Below are 17,069 nucleotides of genomic sequence, written 5' to 3' on the forward strand. Positions count from 1 at the left end.
AGGTCATGGACGAACTTGCACAATCCACTGCGGGGGGCGTCCATGACGGCCGCCTTGGGCGGGCATTTGATGAACGGAGAAACACCATGCCTTCTCACCGCTTTAACGTCGGCCAAATGGTTCGTCTCGTGACCGCGAAGGGTCTCTCTCCCCCAGCCGCCGTCACTTACACCATCGAGGCCTCCATGCCAGCTTACCAGAATAGCCCTCAGTATCGGCTCTGGAATGCCGAACTCCGTCAGGGGCGCTTCGCTTTGGAACGGGATCTGGAGGTCACAGGATCGGCGTGATCCCGAGACCGATACTTGAAGTATCCACCATGCGGCCGCGTTTTGCGTCCCTGGCCAATTTGGCGAGACCTCGCCACCATGTTCTGGAGGGAACGCAGATGAGCAGACCGACACGTATCGCCTTCATTGGCAACTCTCTTCCGCGCCAATGCGGCATTGCAACCTTCACCGGCGATCTTTCCCAAGCGCTGATCGACGCGGGCGAACCCGTAGAGACGAGCATCGTCGCTGTGACGGATGCCAGGCAAAGCTACGCCTATCCGAGCGACGTGATCTTCGAGATCCGTGAGGAGGAAGTCGAAGACTATGTGACGGCCGCGCGGATCTTAAATGAAGGTCGGTTCGATGTGGTTTCGCTGCAGCACGAATTCGGCATCTTTGGCGGTCCGGACGGCGAACATATTCTGACGATGCTAGAAACCCTGCGCATTCCACTCGTCACCACCTGCCACACCATCCTCGCCGAACCGACACCGTCTCAGCACCGCGTGTTGCAGAAGGTCGCTGCTCATTCCAGCCGCGTCGTCGTCATGGCGGAGAAGGGACGCGCTCTTTTGACGGAAATCTATGGCGTCGCCCCCCAGAAGATTGACGTCATCGCCCATGGCATACCCGACCGACCCTTTCACGATCCGGATCTGGCCAAAGTCGAGCGTGGTTATGCCGGACGCCCGGTCATCCTGACCTTTGGCCTCCTTTCGCCCAACAAGGGCATCGAGGTGGTCATCGACGCTATGCCAGACATTCTGAACGAGAGCCCCGAGGCTTTGTACATCGTCCTTGGTGCCACGCATCCGACGCTTCTGCGCCAGCAGGGCGATGCCTATCGCGACAGTTTGCGCCAGCGCACCGAGCGGCTGGGCGTCGATCATGCCGTCCAATTTCTTAATGACTTCGTTGATTTGCCGACGCTTCTCGACTTCATTGCCATGTGTGACGTCTATGTGACGCCCTATCTGGATGAAGCGCAAATGACCTCGGGCACGCTCTCCTATAGTTTTGGAATGGGAAGCGCAGTGGTCTCTACGCCTTATTGGCACGCCTGCGATCTCTTAGGCGACGGCCGAGGCATTTTGGTTCCTTTCGGCGACGCATCGGCCACGGGCAAGGCAATCTCTACCTTGCTCGGCGATGACGAGGCCCGCATGGCCATGCGTAGGCGGGCCTACGAGACCGGCCGCGCGATGATCTGGTCGCATGTCGTCACGCTTTACCTCGGCAGCATGGCGAAGGCACGAACGGCTTTTCGGCCGAAGTTCGTCAGCGACCTTATCTCCGTGCGTATGAAGCGCCCACCGCAGCAGACGGCTTCGAAGCTCGGCCATCTGCACACGATGTGCGACGACACAGGCATCATCCAGCATGCGGTGTTCTCCGTGCCGGACAGGTCGCATGGCTACTGCGTCGACGACAATGCGCGGGCTCTGCTTCTGTCCTCGCTCCTGTCGGCAGTCGGCGAAATCGGGATCGCGGACCGGATGACAGCCTCCTTCGCAGCCTTCGTCGAACACGCCTGGAACCCCGACACCGGCCGCTTTAGAAACTTCATGAGCTACGACCGCCGCTGGCTCGAAGACGAAGGCTCCGAAGATAGTCATGGGCGAACCCTCTGGGCGCTCGGGGCCTGCGCCCTGTCCGATACCGATGCACCGCGCCGTCGATGGGCAAGTGCCCTTTTCGCCCGGGCGATGTCCGTCACGCTCGACTTTCGTTCCCCGCGCGCCCGGGCCTTCACGCTTCTCGGCCTCAACGACTACTGTGTGGCCAACCCGCAAGATTCGCGCGCTCGGATGCTGCGCATACGGCACGCCGAAAATCTGATGGACCTGGAACGACGTGTGTCGAAGGTTGGGCGCCGCTGGTTTGAGGAGGGGCTGTCCTATGAAAATGCCCGCCTGAGCCAGGCTTTGATCATGACGGGCCTTTCCACCAAAGTGTCTTCCTTCGTCGAGACAGGTGTCGCGACCCTTGAATGGCTGATGACCCAGCAGACGAGCGATAAAGGCCATTTCCGCGCCATTGGAACGGACGGCTTCTTTGATATTGGCCAACCGCCGAAGCTCTTCGACCAACAGCCGGTCGAGGCGACGGCCACCGTGGCCGCCTGTCTTGCTGCCTATGAGGCGACCTCGGACAAAAGGTGGATAGAGGCTGCCAACCGGGCGTTCGACTGGTTTACCGGCAGCAATGACCACGGCGTCTCGCTGGTCGACCCCGAGACCGGCAGTTGCCGCGACGGCCTTCATGTGGATCGCCCCAACGAGAACCGGGGGGCCGAATCCGTGCTCTGTTACCTGATTTCCTGCGTCGAGATCGGGCGTGCCAACCAGATGCTGCGCCCGATACCCCCAAGGGTCGGCGTCAGGCAATTGTCATGAACCACCCCACCCACCGCAAAAACTCCGAAAGACCAGCATTGCCCCAGTCCAGCCTCCTCAACCGGCAGGCCCTCTATCTGAAGCCGGATCCGACACGGGTCATCGTGCGCCCTTTCAAGCCATCGACCGAACCTCGGCATCTGAAGCCGCGCGATAAAACCCGGGCGAATGACATCGTCGATCGCGTTCTGTCTCTGGACCCGGCCTCGACCGCCAATCAGTTGCGCGACATCCTCGCAAATTTCGAGGGCCGGCATCGCAATCTGTTGAGACAGTTCGAGTTGCGGGCGGATGCGATGGAAGATGCATTTATCCACCATCAACAGTTTAGCCAGCAGCAGAGGCAGTTGGTCGGGGCATACTTCATGAACGAATATTCCTTCGAGTCCGCCGCTCTGTTCAACCCGAGCATCGTGCCACATCCTGACCAGTCCGGTATTGGTGAGGGAAGCCGGAGAGTGATCCTCAGTCTGAGGGCTGTAGGCGAAGGACATATCTCCTCGCTTACCTTCCGCTCTGGCGTGATCGATCCCGAAGGGGCCGTCACCATCGATGCGCCGATGCAACTGGCGGGTCTGCCGGACATCCATACAAGTGACGGCCTGGCGCCCGCCGGCTGCATCGCAATCAGTTTCAAGGACGAGAGCGATCTCAGCGAGCGGGTCATCTTTCCGGTGACAGAGGCGCAATCGAACGGCATCGAGGATGCCCGCTTCGTCGCGTTCGAGGATCAAGGCAAGACGATCTATTTCGCCACCTATACCGCCTATAGCGGTTTTTCGATCCGCTCGGAGCTCCTGGAAACGGCCGATTTTCTCAACTTCACCTTGACGCCGCTGCACGGGCCTGCCGCCCGCAACAAGGGCATGGCGCTCTTTCCCCGCCGCATTAACGGCCGTTATGCCATGATCGCTCGCCAGGACAGCGAAAACCTGTTCCTGCTCTATTCCGACGATCTGCATCATTGGGATGAGGGACACCTCCTGCTAAAGCCGGAATTCGCCTGGCAGTTCGTCCAGATCGGCAATTGTGGCTCGCCCGTTGAAATTGACGAAGGGTGGCTGCTGTTCACCCACGGCGTAGGACCAATGCGGCGCTACGCAATTGGGGTAACCCTCCTCGACAAGCACGACCCAAGCATCATCCTATCGCGCACTGTCGAACCGCTGTTGCAGCCGGAGCCGACGGAGCGGGAAGGCTATGTCCCGAACGTCGTCTACTCTTGCGGTGCCATGCGGCATGGCGATCTGATCGCCCTGCCATATGCGGTCTCGGACACCTATTCCAACTTCACCACGATGAAGATCAGCAGGCTTCTAGAAACGATGCAGCCCACCGGGACAGCCTTGTGAATGCGCAGGGCAGGTGGGTCATGTCATTGCGCGTCCGCCAATGAGCGTCCAGCAATTGAAACGCGTCTTCCTCGATGACATTCTGCCCACCTGGAGCAATTCCGGTTTCGACGGGAGCTGCGTCCAATTCGTCGAATATCTGCAACTGGATGGATCGTCTCAGAAGGCAGGTGAGGTCCGGACCCGAACCGTGGCCCGCCAGATCTATGTTCACGCCCATGCCGCCCACCTCGGTGTTGCCCCCTCAGCGTCGCTCGACTTGGCCGAACGGGCTTTCGCCAACCTGCACCACGTCGCCTGGGTGAGCGGGAAGCGCGGCGGCACGACCGTCTGGACTTGAACGGCGCACCCATGGGCAGAACGATCCCAGCCAGCTCGCTCTATCATCTTTGGACGGCGATTGCGGCTTCGACCGGGGATTCCGGTTAACCTGCTCCACCTTAAACGCAGAATTGCTGAACAGCAGGAGGTGTGGTCTGGCTTCCAGAGTCTGGAGGGGGCGAGTTCAACCCTGACGACCAAGAACCCTTTTGCCAGCTTTAGGCTGAGCTCGACCAAGCCGCCAGACTTTTACATGTCGGTCCGGCTTGCGGCACCTCAACTTCAGACAGTCGGCTTCCGGCCCCGTCATCTAATTGTAACGTGCGCGTTCTCCCTGTGGCCAATGGTGGCCAGAGGAGAACTGAAATGGGTATCTCACAATATGATCCTGCTGCACTGGGTCGGCCGGCTTGGAACGCGGGTAAACAAGTTGGTATCAAAAAGCCCCTGAAGCAGCACCAGATCTGGGCAGTCCGCTTCTTCCTCGACCGTGAAGGAAGGATGCGAGATCGGGCGCTTTTCGATCTTGCCATCGACAGCAAGCTCCGCGGCTGCGATCTGGTAAAACTGAAAATCAGGACACTCGTCACCGGCCACGACATTCGAACTCGGGCGATGGTCGTCCAGCAGAAGACTAGACGACCAGTGCAGTTCGAAATTACGACCGAGGTCAGAGCTAGTCTGCTTGCCTGGCTGCAGCGAAGGGGAGGAACAGTCGATGACTATGCCTTTCCCAGTCGCGTTGACTACGCTGATCATCTCAGCACTCGGCAGTACCCCCGACTGGTTGATGAGTGGGTGACGGCGATCGGGCTTCGTCGGGAGGATTACGGTACGCATTCCCTACGGCGAACGAAGGCTGCCATGATCTACAAGGCCACTGGCAATCTTCGAGCGATCCAGATCCTGCTTGGGCATACCAAGATCGAGAACACAGTCAGGTATCTCGGCGTCGACATTGAGGATGCGCTAGAACTGGCCGAACGGAGCAAAATCTAAAAGGGGACGGCCCTGCATATCGCGGGGCCGCGCCCGATTCTTGCGTGAGCCTCTCGAAGCACTCGATCCGCTTTGCGCCTTCAATGTCGGTCGTAGCGCTCGTCATCTCCCGCGCCTGAAAGCGGACACGGCCTGGCGGCATGCCGTGCGGTAAGAAGCCGCAACTCTCAAGGAGAACGTTGATGCGGGGGGCATGACTTTGCGCCTGCAGCAGCTTAAGACGGCGGTGTCCCAGAACAAAGTTCCTTGTGATTCAACGCTGGGAAGCCGATCGCCAACCATCACTCGAAACCTGAAAGCTCACTACATGGACAACAGTCGACCGACGGCCAAGGCGGCGGCGTGGATGGTGGCATCTGTGTTGTTGATACTGCTCATGTCCGTTTCGGGTCGAATTATTACCCGCGAGCTTGACGTTTTCCAGGCAATGGAAATGCGTTCCGTCATCGCCCTTTTTCTGCTGTTGCCGTTGGTTTATCGAGAGGGCGGAATCCGGGCAATGCAAACCAGGATTCTGCCCAGGCACATCGGCCGCAACGTTGCCCACTATGTGGGCCAATATGCCTGGTTGATGGGACTGACGCTAATTCCATTGGCCCAGCTCATTTCGATAGAATTTACAGCGCCCATCTGGGCTGCCTTTCTGGCTGCGATATTCCTGAATGAGCAGCTTACATGGCGGAAGGGAGTCGTAATCCTTTTTGGTCTAGCGGGCGTCGCACTAATTGTGCGTCCGGGCGTAGCCCCTCTCAATCCGGGCCATTTGATAGCGCTTGGAGCGGCTGTCGCATTCGCAATCTCGTTCATCTCCACAAAGGCGCTGACGCGGTCCGACAGTGCCACAAAGATCATTTTCTGGATGCTCGTGATCCAGTCGATCATCGGTATCGCTCCGGCACTGAATGTGTGGCTTTGGCCGTCGGCTTCAACATGGCCATGGATATTTCTGTTCGCGTTCGCCGGTTCATTTGCCCACTTTTGCATGGCAAAGGCGTTGGCCCTTGCAGAGGCTACAGTCGTGATGCCGATGGACTATCTGCGGGTGCCACTATCAGCTTTAATCGGGTATCTCTTGTATGCCGAGGCCATAAATGGCTTCACCGCATTCGGCGCGGGTTTGATCGTGGTTGGCAATCTATTCAACCTGCAACGACCTAATTCTAAGGAAATTGGACCGACACCGAGTTGAGCCCGGCTCAGACCTCGACCGAAAGAACTACGATGTCGACTTTACCCGCTGGGCGTCATAAAGCCGACAGTCGCCTCCCGGCCCCATATCAGCCATTCCCAAGGGAAAGTAGCTGCCCCGACACGGAAATTCAGCGACAAATGACGGAGTCGACGGTTCGACTCTTTCCAAGGCGAGGCTATGACGGCTTTGCGCCTCCATCTCGGTCACCAAGGCAGTGACAGCGAGAACCCGAAAGCAGACATCGCTTGAGCAGAGGTGATACGCCGCAGATCGCCACATGCCTTCGGTTTAAATATCAGGCCACGGCTGTCTCGTCCTGTATGGACGTTGCGGGTGGCAAACTGCTCAAGTTCATCGCAGCGCTGTCGGCTGGGCAAGTGCCAGCGTATCACGTTGTCTCAAATACAGGACGTATGGGTAAAGCGGCGGATCAATAGCAGCCGTGACTATCATTAAAAAGGGCAAGCGCCGAAGTTGCGGCCTGTTGCCGGCACCATTCATGCGGTCTTAGACACAACAATTGCTGGTTACCTAGACCGATGTATAGGTTCGGCTAGACATCCATTGAATGTGCCGAGAGCATCTCCGGATCTACCGTCTTTTTTATCAAAAGAGGTAACGGAGCCAGACAATGGACACGATAACACCTGACTGCAGAGAAAGAGCGCCGGGTGCGGATCACATAAGCATCGGACGTGGCGCGCTGCTGGCCATGGCTATTGCCGGCGGCATCGCGGTGGCCAACATCTACTACAACCAGCCGATGCTCGGCATCATCGAGGCAGAGTTCCCTCACCAGCCCATAACGGGAATGGTGCCGACGGCGACGCAACTGGGCTATGCGCTCGGTCTTTTCCTGATGCTGCCGCTCGGAGACATCGTCAATCGCCGAAGCATGATCATCGGCCAGTTCGCGGGGCTGGCCGCGGCATTGGCGCTGGCCGCACTGGCGCCGTCTGCCTGGATGCTGGTTGCTGCCTCGGTCATCGTCGGAGCCTGTTCGACCGTTGCCCAGCAGATCGTTCCCTTTGCGGCCTCGCTGGCGGCGCCGGAAAAGCGTGGCGCCACGATCGGCACCGTGATGGCGGGGGTTCTGTCCGGCATCCTGTTCAGCCGAACCTTGTCAGGCTTCGTTGGTGAACATGCCGGCTGGCGGGATATGTTCTGGATCGGCGTGCCGCTCGCCCTTTTGGGAGCGGGTCTGATGTTCGCGGTCCTGCCGCATCAGCGGCCGACCTCGACCTTGCGCTACCATCAGGCCATCCGCTCGCTTGCGGAACTCTGGAACCGGCATCCGGCGCTCAGGGCCGCTACGGTCATCCAGGCCTTCCTGTTTGCCTCCTTCACCGCCTTCTGGACGATCCTGGCGCTCTATCTTGCCGGACCCAGCTTTCACCTGGGCGCGGATATCGCCGGCCTGTTCGGGATCGTCGGTGCAGTCGGGGTGTTTGCAGCACCGTTCGCCGGTCGCATTGCAGACCGCAAGGGTCCGCATTTTGTGGTCTGGCTCGGGGCAGCACTGACCATCGTCGCCTGGCTGATCTTCGGCCTCTGGGCATCGGTCGTCTCCCTGGTCATCGGCGTGATCGTCCTGGACTTCGGCATCCAGAGTGCGCTGGTCTCCAACCAGCACATCGTCTATGCGCTCGACGCCAACGCCCGCAGCCGCCTCAATACGGTGTTCATGACCGGCATGTTTCTGGGCGGTGCGGCAGGCTCGGCGTTGGCCATGCTGGCATGGGGCAAGGGCGGCTGGCCGATGGTCAGCCTGCTCGGTATCCTCCTTGGCATGGCAGCCTTTACCGTCAAGTTCGCACATCATCGGCGGCATCAGCCCGCAGCGGCTGGGAAGTGAGGAGAAGACGATGGAAAAGCTCCGTATCCGGATCGTCGGCGGGTCGCTTGCCGGTCTCTTTGCCGGGATCATGCTCCAGCAGGCCGGTCATGATGTTCGCATCTATGAGCGGTCAAGGATGGGCCTTGGCGGCCGGGGCGCCGGCCTGGTCGGTCAGAACGACCTGTTGCACATCCTTCGACGGATCGGCTGCGATGAGGTTGCGCGGGTCGGCGTGGTGGCCAGGGAACGCATCTATCTCAACCATGACGGCAGCATCGCCCAGACCGTCCGCACACCGCAGACCCAGATCTCCTGGGATGTGCTGTTCGAGACGGTCGCCGCCCGCATCGCACCGGGGAGCTACCTGCTGGGACAAGACGTCGTCGATGTGATCGACGGTGACAGCGGTGCAGAACTCGTCTTCGCCGATGGGACGCGCGAAAGCGCCAACCTGGTGATCGGTGCGGACGGACTTGGCTCCGTGGTGCGCGGCGCCGTCAACCCGACGGACCACCGGAACCGCTATTCCGGTTATGTCGCATGGCGCGGGTTAATCCCGGAAGGAGATCTGTCTGAGGCAGCGGCCCTGCTTCTTGACCGGTTTTCCTTCTATGTCCGGCCGGGCGTGCATGTGCTCGGTTATCTGGTTCCGGGATCACGCGGGGAAATGGACAAAGGCAATCGGCGCTATAACTGGGTCTGGTACCGCAAGGTTGCCGACCGCGACCTGCCTGCCACCTTCACGGATACAAAACACCAGACCCATGCGTTTTCGCTCGCCCGTGGCGGTCTGTCGGAAGACCGGCTTCAGGGCCTGCGCGACGATGCCCGCCAGGCCCTTCCGCCGCAGTTCGCGCTGGCGGTCGCCGCTGAGCCCAGCCCGTCGATCCAGGGCATATTCGACTATGAGGCACCGCGGATGATCGGCCGGTCGGTCGTCCTGATCGGCGACGCAGCCTTTGTCGCGCGGCCGCACACGGCCATGGGTGTCTCGAAGGCCGCCGGCGACGTCATGGCCTTAAGCGACCACCTGGCACGGGCGGGTGATCTGGCCACGGCCCTGCAGCACTATGAAGCCGAACGTATAGAGGTCGGTCGCGAAATCGCCGCCTATGGCCGGAAACTGGGCGCATCGGCCCTCTGAAGACCGGCCGAACGGTGCCCTGTGTATGAAGAACAACCCGCAGGCATGTGCCTGCGGGTTGTTTGCGTCTCGGGTCGATGATCCTTCACCGTGCGGTGCTTGCAAAGCGTAGCGCCTCGTGGATCTGCGAAACCACCGCGGCACCCTCGCCGACGGCAGCGGCGACCCGCTTGGTGGATCCGGCGCGGACGTCGCCGATCGCAAAGACATTCGGCAGGCTGGTTTCAAGGGGCAGGGGATTGCGGGCAAAACCGCGGAGCGTGTCGAAGGACCGGCCCGTCACGATGAAGCCCTTGGCATCAATGTGGACGCGGTCGCTGATCCACCCGGTGTTTGGATCGGCACCGATGAAGAGGAACAGGTGGTGAAGGGGCAACTGCCGCTGGCTGCCATCGAGCCGATTGCGCAGGGTTGCGCAGGAGAGGCCGATGGCCGGGTCGCCGTCGATCGCGTCCACTTCGCAATGCATGTGAAGTTCGACGTTGGGGAGAGCCCTGATGCGGTCGATCAGGTATTGCGACATCGTCTCCTCCAGCGCCCGGCGGACCACCAGATGCAAGGTCCGCACCTGGGGTGCGAGGAACACGATCGCCTGGCCCGCCGAATTGCCGCCGCCGACCAAAGCCACCTCTTCGCCGGCGCAGAGTTTTGCCTCGATCGGCGTGGCCCAGTAGGAAACACCATTGCCTTCGAAGATCGCAATATTGGCGATGTCCGGCCGCCGGTAGCGGGCGCCGGATGCGATCACCATGCTGCGTGCCAGCACTGTCTCGCCGCCGGCAAGGGCGAGGCTGAGGGGGGCGCCTTCATCCTTCGGCGGGATCAACCCGCTGACTTCGACCGGCAGCACCATTTCCGCGCCGAATTTGAGCGCCTGGTTATAGGCTCGGCCCGCCAGGGCATGGCCCGAAATCCCGGTCGGAAAGCCGAGATAGTTTTCGATGCGTGTCGAGGCGCCGGCCTGACCGCCCACGGACCGTTCGTCGATGACGATGACGTCAAGACCCTCCGATGCGGCATAGACCGCCGTGGCCAAACCCGCGGGTCCGGCGCCAACGACGGCGACATCATAGAGCTTTCCGGGAATAAGCTTCGGCGTCATCCCCAGGCAGGCTGCGGCCTCCGCGTCTGTCGGCTTTTTCAGCACGGTGCCGTTGGGGCAGACCATCAGCGGCAGGTCGGATGCCGGGATGCCCAGGCGTTCGATCAGCGCCCGGCCTTCGCCCTCGGCGGCAGCATCCAGCACGATATAGGGAAAGGCGCTGCGGGCGAGAAATCCCTGCAGGTGTGAGAGCGCGGCATTGCCGGGGGTTCCGATGAGAACCGAACCCGCGCCGGCGTCGATCAACCCGACGCGGCGAAGGATGAAGGACCGCATGATGATCTCGCCGACATCGGCGGAGCCGATGACCAGCGCCCGCAGATGGGCAGCATCGAAGGCGACGGCCGTACAGCCCGCCGCTCCGGCGCGGGCGCCGGCAAGCGTCGGGCGCCCTGAGAGCTGGTTGACCTCGCCTGACAACTGGCCGACGCCATGGGTCGTGATCGGCGCCTCATGGGAGAGACCTTCATGGCGAAAGACGTCCATGGATCCTTCCAGCACCAGCCAGGCGGGCGCTGCGTGGTCACCCAGATTATAGACGACGTCGCCAGGTTCGAACCGCCTCGGCTCACTGCTTGCAAAGCGTCTGGCCGTTTCGACCTGATGCGGGTTGAGCACCGGAAACATCTGGTGCTGGCGTGCGCTGAGATCTGCCATGATATGTCCCCCGGCTTGTTGGACCAAGCCATTTCGCCAATCGGCCCGACGCTGCGGCGTCAGAAATAACGCGGGATCGGTCCGCGCTGTGGTGTCTGGTCCGGCAGCTCCACCATGGTTTCGTCCACATAGCACCAGCCCCAGCCTTCCGGTGGGTCATAGCCCTCGATGATCGGATGCCGGGTGGCATGGAAATGCGCCGTGGCGTGGCGGCCGGGCGACTGGTCGCAGCAGCCGACATGACCGCATTCGCGGCAGAGCCTCAGGTGAAGCCAGACCTGCCCGGTCTTGAGGCATTCCTCACAGCCGAGCGTCATCGGCTTGACCGACCGGATCGTCGATTGATGGGAGCATGGGTGAGGCATGAATTCCACTCCTGGACCATCTGGAGACGTTCAGGGCTCCAGCGCTTCTTGAAGACACAGCACAAGTTGGTTGAAATTGACCGGCTTGCCCAGAAAGGCGAAGGCGCCGCCCTCCAGCGCCGCCGCCCTGGTTCGTTCGTCGCGGTAGGACGTCATGAAGATCATCGGCGGCCTGGGGGCCGCTTCCGCGTTCAGAACGGCCTGCAGTTCGATCCCGGTCAGGCCGGGCATCTTGACGTCGACCAGCATGCAATCGATCGCACGTCGATCGTCGTCAGCAAGGAAAGCCTCCGCGGAGGAGAACAGCCGACTCCGGTAGCCGCAGGACAAGACGAGGTCGTCAAGGGCTTCACGGATCGACTGATCGTCGTCAACGATGGCTATGACGGGTAACTTGGACACTGTGCTCGGGCCTTGCCTTGTAAACTCAACTGACCCCTATATGCGCCTTCGGGGCGCAGCATTGCACCATACAAGAGTCTAGGTTTTCGAATTAGAGGCCCAGCAGTTCGGCCTTGCGCACCAGCTCGGCAACGGAACGCGCCTCCATTTTGCGCATGACATTGCCGCGATGCAACTTCACCGTGATCTCGCTGATGCCGAGCTTGAAAGCGATCTGCTTGTTCATCAAGCCCTGCACGACAGCCGCCATGACTTCCTGTTCGCGGCGCGTCAGCGTCTTTGCAAGCTCGGCGACGGCGCCATTGGCGGCCGACTGCTGGCGGATTTCGCGGTCTTTCTGGAAGGCGACCGACACCGCGTCGAGAATATCCTGGTCCCGAAAAGGCTTTGACAGGAAGTCGACGGCGCCGGCCTTCATAGCGCGGACCGACATGGGGATATCGCCGTGCCCGGTCATGAAGATGATCGGCATGCGGTTGCCGAGGGCTTCCAGGTGGACCTGGAAATCGAGGCCGTTTGCGCCGGGGAGGCGCACATCGAGAAGAATGCAGCCCGCCCGGCCAAGATCGGCCGTATCGAGGAAGTGCTGGGCGCTTTCAAAGGATTTCGCTTCTGTGCGGATTGACAGGAAGAGATCGACCAGCGCTTCGCGGATCGAAGGGTCGTCATCGACGATGTAGACGACAGGCGTGTCGCTTAGTCGGGCTTTTGCCGGGATGCGTGCATCAGTCATCGAGGGCCTCGATCGGTACGGTCATTTCGAAAAGGGCGCCACCTTCGGGGTGGTTGCTGGCGGTCAAGCTGCCGCCACGGGCTTCCAGCATGCTGCGGCAGATGGCAAGCCCCATGCCAAGGCCGGTTTCCTTGGTGGAGTGAAACGGCTTGAACAGATTTGCCAGGATGTCGGCGCTAAGGCCAGGCCCGCCATCATGGACGCTTAGGCTCATGCTTGCGGCACTTGCCGGTTCAATCGACACCACGATTTGCCGGCTTTCGTCGGGCGTCTCATTCATGGCCTGAATGGCGTTTGAGATCAGGTTGATAAGCACCTGCTGCAGTTCGATGCGCACGGCGCTGACGGAGGGCAGGGGGGATGCCGCGCGCGTCTCGAAAGTGATCCTGTGCCTGGCAAGCTCCCCCTCCATCAGCGCCCGGGTTTCGCCCACCAGCTCGACCAGCGAAACCTGTTCCCGGACCGGCTCCCGCTTGCCGAGCATGGACCGCGTACTCTGGATGATATCGCTGGCACGCTGGCTGTCGCGCACGATGCGTTCGGCCGAGCGGGCAACGGCCTCAAGATCCGGCGGGTCGCGGTCGAGCCAGCGCAGCAAGGTCTGGGCGTTCACCACAAGCGCGCCGAGCGGCTGGTTAAGCTCGTGGGCGAGAGAGGCGGACAGGGCGCCGACGGTTGCCGCCCGCGAGGCCAGTGCCAGTTCACTTTGGGCCTCGAACAGGGCCTTCTGGGCCATCTCCCGTTCCGTGATGTCGAACATGCCAACGATGACGCGGTTGAAATTGGCGGGATCTTCAGGGAAGCCGACGGTCAGCAGCACCAGCTTGTTGGTGCCATCGCTGGTGATGATGCTGCCCTTGCCCTCGAAATGCGTTCTGTTGTCGAAAATGGCCTCGATGAGGTCGAGGAAAGTCGCGTCGTTCTGGGCAATGAACCGACGCATCGAGCGGGCATTGTCGCTGCTGACGTTGCCGAGCAGTTCGAGCGCCGCCGCGTTTGCGGCGACAGTCGGCACACTTGCGATGCATTGCTCCAGAAAGTGTGGATTGTCCCGTGCATAGGCGCCGAGATCCTTGACGCCGTTTGCTTTCAGCGCCGTCAGCATCGCGCGAACCTGGGAATAGTCGCGCTCCCAGAGAGCAACGCGGCTCTGCTCGAAGATCGTCCGGTAGCGCTCTTCGCTGCTCTGCAGGGCGGCATTGAAGGTCATCAGGTCGGCACGGGCGCGCTGGTTGCGGATGATGAGGGCGCAGGTGATCAGCATGGCCGCCACCGCGACGGCCAGGCGCAGGGTCGCGGCAAGATCGGCATGCAGCCCGTGCGCTGCCAGATAGGAGAAGACCGCCAGGCTAATGCAGATCGCGGTCAGCAGCAGCGTTCCCCGTTCCGTCAGGGTTTCCGCCGACAACAGAAGCGTGATGACATAGAGCGTCGCCAGCGCGCTGTGGATATCGGTAAACGTGTCGAGATAGAAGATCAGCGCTGCGAGCAGAAATGCGCACGCAAGCACGCCCAGTTCGAACCGGGCAGGCAGTCGTTTCGGGTTGACCAGGATCAGCGATCGCAGGGGCAATTCTCCCGTTGAGGTCGATGTCATCATCAAGCCATCCCGATTGGTAAAACGCAAATGCGAAATACCGCATTTGTCTGCAAACTCAGCCTCATAGCCGCACCGGTCAAAAGAGAGGCCATCCCAATGCGGCTGGGATGGCCTCCGCCCACGACCGCCGCGGTCACGGCCGCTCGTCCCAGGTGAGCGACGGTCACGACATGGACCACTATGCCGCCGATGCAGCGGCTGTCTTTGAACATCTCGACCTCCGCAAGGCAGTCCATATTGGTCACTCGACCGGCGGCGGCGAGGTTGCCCGCTATGTTGCAAAGTATGGCCAGCCGCAGGGCCGTGTTGCCAAGGCTGTCCTCGTCAGCGCGGTTCCGCCGCTGATGCTCAAGACGCCGTCCAATCCTGAAGGCACGCCGATCGAGGTCTTCGACGGTTTCCGCTCGGCGCTGGCCGCCAATCGCGCGCAGTTCTACATCGACGTCGCAGCCGGCCCCTTCTACGGCTTCAACCGTGATGGCGCCAAGGTCTCGCAGGGCGTGATCGACAATTGGTGGCGCCAGGGAATGATGGGCAGTGCCAAGGCCCACTATGACGGCATCAAAGCCTTTTCCGAGACCGACCAGACGGCGGACCTCAAAGCTATCACCGTTCCCACGCTGGTCACCCAGGGCGATGACGATCAGGTCGTGCCCTACAAGGATGCAGCCGAGGTCCAGGCCAAGCTGCTCCAGAACAGCACTCTCAAGATCTACAAAGGCTTCCCGCACGGCATGCTGACCACCCATGCCGATGTGATTAACCCGGACCTGATGGCGTTCATCAAGAGCTGATCTAAGTTCAACGAGATGACAATCCGGCAATCGATTGCTGATTGCCGGATTGAACCGCCTCTCCGGCGGACAAGATGAAGTCTGTCGTTAACAAGGTCTTTTGTCGCTCTATCGGATTGGTCCTGCAATCGCTTAGTTTTTTAGCGGACAGGATACGACAACCTCATCAGCGCAGGTAGGGGCTGCCGACGAAACAATCGCCGATGGTCCATCGTCGCGCCGCCGCTCATCTCACAGAGGATCGCTCACGAGCCAGCCAGTCTTTCTGCTCGAATAAGCTCCGGATCGTCGCGAGCTGCCAAATACGTAGCCGCTTGTGCGGAGACTTGGCGGCCAGTCGAATGTCTGCTCCGTGATCAAGGCACAAAAAAGCGAACAGACAGGTCACGGCTCCAGAGCGGTCACTCCGCAGGCAAATATTTGGCCGGATTGTAAACAGCGACTTAACGACCGGACCAACGGTTCCAGTCCCGTCAAGGCGTACGGTCCAATGATCAAACGATAATCGCGTGGCACGTTCGCGTCGTTGTGCTTAGATCATCAGTACTTTCCGCCGGGCTCAAATTTATGTTCACAGAAACTATTACAATGTACGGGGGATTCTCTGACATCACCGGGCAGCGGGAGCTGATCCGTCCGGCGTTGGCGCTGAGAGCGTGATCGAGACGCGAAGACCGCCGGCGGGCCTGTTTTCCGCCCTTGCGCCGCCGCCGTGCCACTGTGCCGCGCGGCGGGTGATGGCGAGGCCGAGGCCGAACCCCGGCCGGGTGGTCATTGTCGAACTTTGGGAGAAGGGCTCGAAGATCGCCTCCAGCTCTGCGTCCGGCACGCCTTGGCCGTCGTCCTCGACGGTGACGAGCAACTGCCCGTCCAGCACCCTGGAAGCGACGCGGACGGCTGTGCCGGGTCCGGTATGGGTGATGGCGTTGCGGATGACGTTTTCGAGCGCCCGATAGATCAGTTCGCCATTCACCAAGGCGACGAAGCTGTCGACCCCGGCATACTGGACGGTAATGCCGCGGGCCTGGCCTTCGAAGCCGGCATCCTCGATGATTTCGCGGATCAGATCGACGACGTCGAGTTTCTGCCGTTCGAAGCGCGTGGTATCACGATCCGACAGTCGCGCCAGCGTCAGGATCTCGCCGACCAGTTCGTCGAGGCGCTCGACCTCCCGGCCCATCCGCTCGATCATCGCCGAAAGCCGCGCCGGGTTTTGCTGCAGCACGCCGATGGCGGCCTGAAGCCGAGAAAGGGGCGAGCGCAATTCGTGCGACACGTCATGGAACAGCTGCTGCTGAGCGGTCTGGAGTTCTTGCAGCCTGGCAGCGGTAATGTCCAGATCGTGCGCCAGCGTGGTGATCTCGTCGCGTTTGGCGCCGATCGTATGAGCGATGCGCACGTCGAGTTCGCCCTTGGCAAGCGCACGCAGCCCGTAGCGCAGCTGCTCGACCGGCGCGATGAAATAGCGTGCCAACCAGTAGGCGGCGGCTGCGGCCGAGAGCAGGGCCGCCAGCCATGGAACCGCCCGCGGCCAGGTCTTCGCCATCAAGCTCGGCGCCGCACCGGCAATCTCCATCCGGTAGCATTCTCCGTCACGAATGGCGTTCCGGACAAGCCCCTCCTTGTCCTTTGCCGCGCAATCGATTGCCGGGCCGATCGCAGTGATCGTGACGGGGATGTCGCGTCCGGTGCGGCGCACGGCGGCCACGAGCCGGGTTGCCGCCTCCACGCCCTCGGCCTGCAGCACCTGCGCTGCCGTCTCCAGGGTAAGGGCGAGCTCGCGGTTGGCAACCTCTTCCTCGAAGGGCGACTGGAACAGCGTGCTGATGGCGAACAAGATCGCGATCGATCCGGCCATGGCGAGCCAGACGACGGTGAAGAATTTCCAGAACAGGCGATGCAT

Annotated in this window: 15 protein-coding genes; 9 read left to right on the forward strand and 6 right to left on the reverse strand. The window is 61.1% G+C overall.

The annotated features are described in order from the left end of the window. Positions 1-5: 5 nt before the first annotated feature. The 8 genes from J2858_RS22950 to J2858_RS22985 all read left to right on the forward strand — a co-directional run bounded on the left by J2858_RS22950 (position 6) and on the right by J2858_RS22985 (position 9,513). A complete protein-coding gene (locus J2858_RS22950; protein WP_245367146.1) occupies positions 6-290 on the forward strand; it encodes a hypothetical protein in 285 nt (94 codons plus the stop codon). A gap of 98 nt (positions 291-388) precedes the next feature. Next, entirely contained in the window at positions 389-2,668 is a 2,280-nt protein-coding gene (locus J2858_RS22955; protein ID WP_210107234.1) for a glycosyltransferase family 4 protein, read from the forward strand. After that, entirely contained in the window at positions 2,665-4,020 is a 1,356-nt protein-coding gene (locus J2858_RS22960) for a glycoside hydrolase family 130 protein (protein WP_245367148.1), read from the forward strand. The genes J2858_RS22955 and J2858_RS22960 overlap by 4 nt, the downstream gene beginning before the upstream one ends. 55 nt (positions 4,021-4,075) lie before the next feature. Beyond that, positions 4,076-4,360: a hypothetical protein gene (locus J2858_RS22965; protein ID WP_245367151.1), complete on the forward strand. Its 285-nt coding sequence runs from the start codon at positions 4,076-4,078 to the stop codon at positions 4,358-4,360. Positions 4,361-4,707: 347 nt separating this feature from the next. Further along, positions 4,708-5,340: a tyrosine-type recombinase/integrase gene (locus tag J2858_RS22970; RefSeq protein ID WP_210107203.1), complete on the forward strand. Its 633-nt coding sequence runs from the start codon at positions 4,708-4,710 to the stop codon at positions 5,338-5,340. 307 nt (positions 5,341-5,647) lie between these two features. Further along, on the forward strand, positions 5,648-6,529 hold the full coding sequence (locus tag J2858_RS22975; protein ID WP_245367173.1) for a DMT family transporter: 882 nt from the start codon (positions 5,648-5,650) through the stop codon (positions 6,527-6,529). A gap of 634 nt (positions 6,530-7,163) precedes the next feature. Continuing rightward, the gene (locus J2858_RS22980; protein WP_210107204.1) at positions 7,164-8,387 is read left to right on the forward strand and encodes an MFS transporter; all 1,224 of its coding nucleotides are present in this window, start codon (positions 7,164-7,166) and stop codon (positions 8,385-8,387) included. Positions 8,388-8,397: 10 nt separating this feature from the next. Next, positions 8,398-9,513, forward strand: a complete 1,116-nt coding sequence (locus tag J2858_RS22985; protein WP_210107205.1) for an FAD-dependent monooxygenase — start codon at positions 8,398-8,400, stop codon at positions 9,511-9,513. An 85-nt stretch (positions 9,514-9,598) separates the two neighbouring features. Here J2858_RS22985 and J2858_RS22990 read toward each other — a convergent pair whose 3' ends face one another. The 5 genes from J2858_RS22990 to J2858_RS23010 form a co-directional block, all read right to left on the reverse strand. Beyond that, a complete protein-coding gene (locus J2858_RS22990; protein ID WP_210107206.1) occupies positions 9,599-11,272 on the reverse strand; it encodes an FAD-dependent oxidoreductase in 1,674 nt (557 codons plus the stop codon). 59 nt (positions 11,273-11,331) lie between these two features. Beyond that, positions 11,332-11,637, reverse strand: a complete 306-nt coding sequence (locus J2858_RS22995; RefSeq protein WP_245367153.1) for a UBP-type zinc finger domain-containing protein — start codon at positions 11,635-11,637, stop codon at positions 11,332-11,334. A gap of 30 nt (positions 11,638-11,667) precedes the next feature. Continuing rightward, positions 11,668-12,039 (reverse strand): response regulator transcription factor, encoded by a 372-nt coding sequence (locus J2858_RS23000; RefSeq protein WP_210107207.1) that lies wholly within the window; start codon positions 12,037-12,039, stop codon positions 11,668-11,670. A 91-nt stretch (positions 12,040-12,130) separates the two neighbouring features. Further along, complete coding sequence (locus J2858_RS23005) at positions 12,131-12,772, reverse strand: response regulator transcription factor (protein ID WP_210107208.1); 642 nt, start codon at positions 12,770-12,772, stop codon at positions 12,131-12,133. After that, positions 12,765-14,369, reverse strand: a complete 1,605-nt coding sequence (locus J2858_RS23010; protein ID WP_245367184.1) for a sensor histidine kinase — start codon at positions 14,367-14,369, stop codon at positions 12,765-12,767. The genes J2858_RS23005 and J2858_RS23010 overlap by 8 nt, the downstream gene beginning before the upstream one ends. Before the next feature lie 110 nt (positions 14,370-14,479). Between J2858_RS23010 and J2858_RS23015 the strand changes: the two genes are divergently transcribed. Beyond that, positions 14,480-15,166 carry an alpha/beta fold hydrolase gene (locus J2858_RS23015; RefSeq protein WP_245367155.1) on the forward strand — a complete coding sequence of 229 codons (687 nt, stop codon included), beginning with the start codon at positions 14,480-14,482 and terminating at the stop codon, positions 15,164-15,166. Between the two features lie 610 nt (positions 15,167-15,776). Here the strand turns inward: J2858_RS23015 and J2858_RS23020 are convergent. Beyond that, on the reverse strand, positions 15,777-17,069 hold the full coding sequence (locus J2858_RS23020; RefSeq protein ID WP_210107209.1) for a HAMP domain-containing sensor histidine kinase: 1,293 nt from the start codon (positions 17,067-17,069) through the stop codon (positions 15,777-15,779).

This window comes from Neorhizobium galegae (assembly GCF_017877135.1).
Taxonomy (GTDB): Bacteria; Pseudomonadota; Alphaproteobacteria; order Rhizobiales; family Rhizobiaceae; genus Neorhizobium; species Neorhizobium galegae_A.

Excerpts from the sequence above, each read along its gene's own strand:
- J2858_RS22950 (WP_245367146.1), top strand. The coding sequence starts at position 6 with ATGGACGAACTTGCACAATCCACTGCGGGGGGCGTCCATGACGGCCGC.
- J2858_RS22955 (WP_210107234.1), top strand. The coding sequence starts at position 389 with ATGAGCAGACCGACACGTATCGCCTTCATTGGCAACTCTCTTCCGCGC.
- J2858_RS22960 (WP_245367148.1), top strand. The coding sequence starts at position 2,665 with ATGAACCACCCCACCCACCGCAAAAACTCCGAAAGACCAGCATTGCCC.
- J2858_RS22970 (WP_210107203.1), top strand. The coding sequence starts at position 4,708 with ATGGGTATCTCACAATATGATCCTGCTGCACTGGGTCGGCCGGCTTGG.
- J2858_RS22975 (WP_245367173.1), top strand. The coding sequence starts at position 5,648 with ATGGACAACAGTCGACCGACGGCCAAGGCGGCGGCGTGGATGGTGGCA.
- J2858_RS22980 (WP_210107204.1), top strand. The coding sequence starts at position 7,164 with ATGGACACGATAACACCTGACTGCAGAGAAAGAGCGCCGGGTGCGGAT.
- J2858_RS22985 (WP_210107205.1), top strand. The coding sequence starts at position 8,398 with ATGGAAAAGCTCCGTATCCGGATCGTCGGCGGGTCGCTTGCCGGTCTC.
- J2858_RS22990 (WP_210107206.1), bottom strand. The coding sequence starts at position 11,272 with ATGGCAGATCTCAGCGCACGCCAGCACCAGATGTTTCCGGTGCTCAAC.
- J2858_RS22995 (WP_245367153.1), bottom strand. The coding sequence starts at position 11,637 with ATGCCTCACCCATGCTCCCATCAATCGACGATCCGGTCGGTCAAGCCG.
- J2858_RS23005 (WP_210107208.1), bottom strand. The coding sequence starts at position 12,772 with ATGACTGATGCACGCATCCCGGCAAAAGCCCGACTAAGCGACACGCCT.
- J2858_RS23010 (WP_245367184.1), bottom strand. The coding sequence starts at position 14,369 with ATGACATCGACCTCAACGGGAGAATTGCCCCTGCGATCGCTGATCCTG.
- J2858_RS23015 (WP_245367155.1), top strand. The coding sequence starts at position 14,480 with ATGGCCTCCGCCCACGACCGCCGCGGTCACGGCCGCTCGTCCCAGGTG.
- J2858_RS23020 (WP_210107209.1), bottom strand. The coding sequence starts at position 17,069 with ATGCATCGCCTGTTCTGGAAATTCTTCACCGTCGTCTGGCTCGCCATG.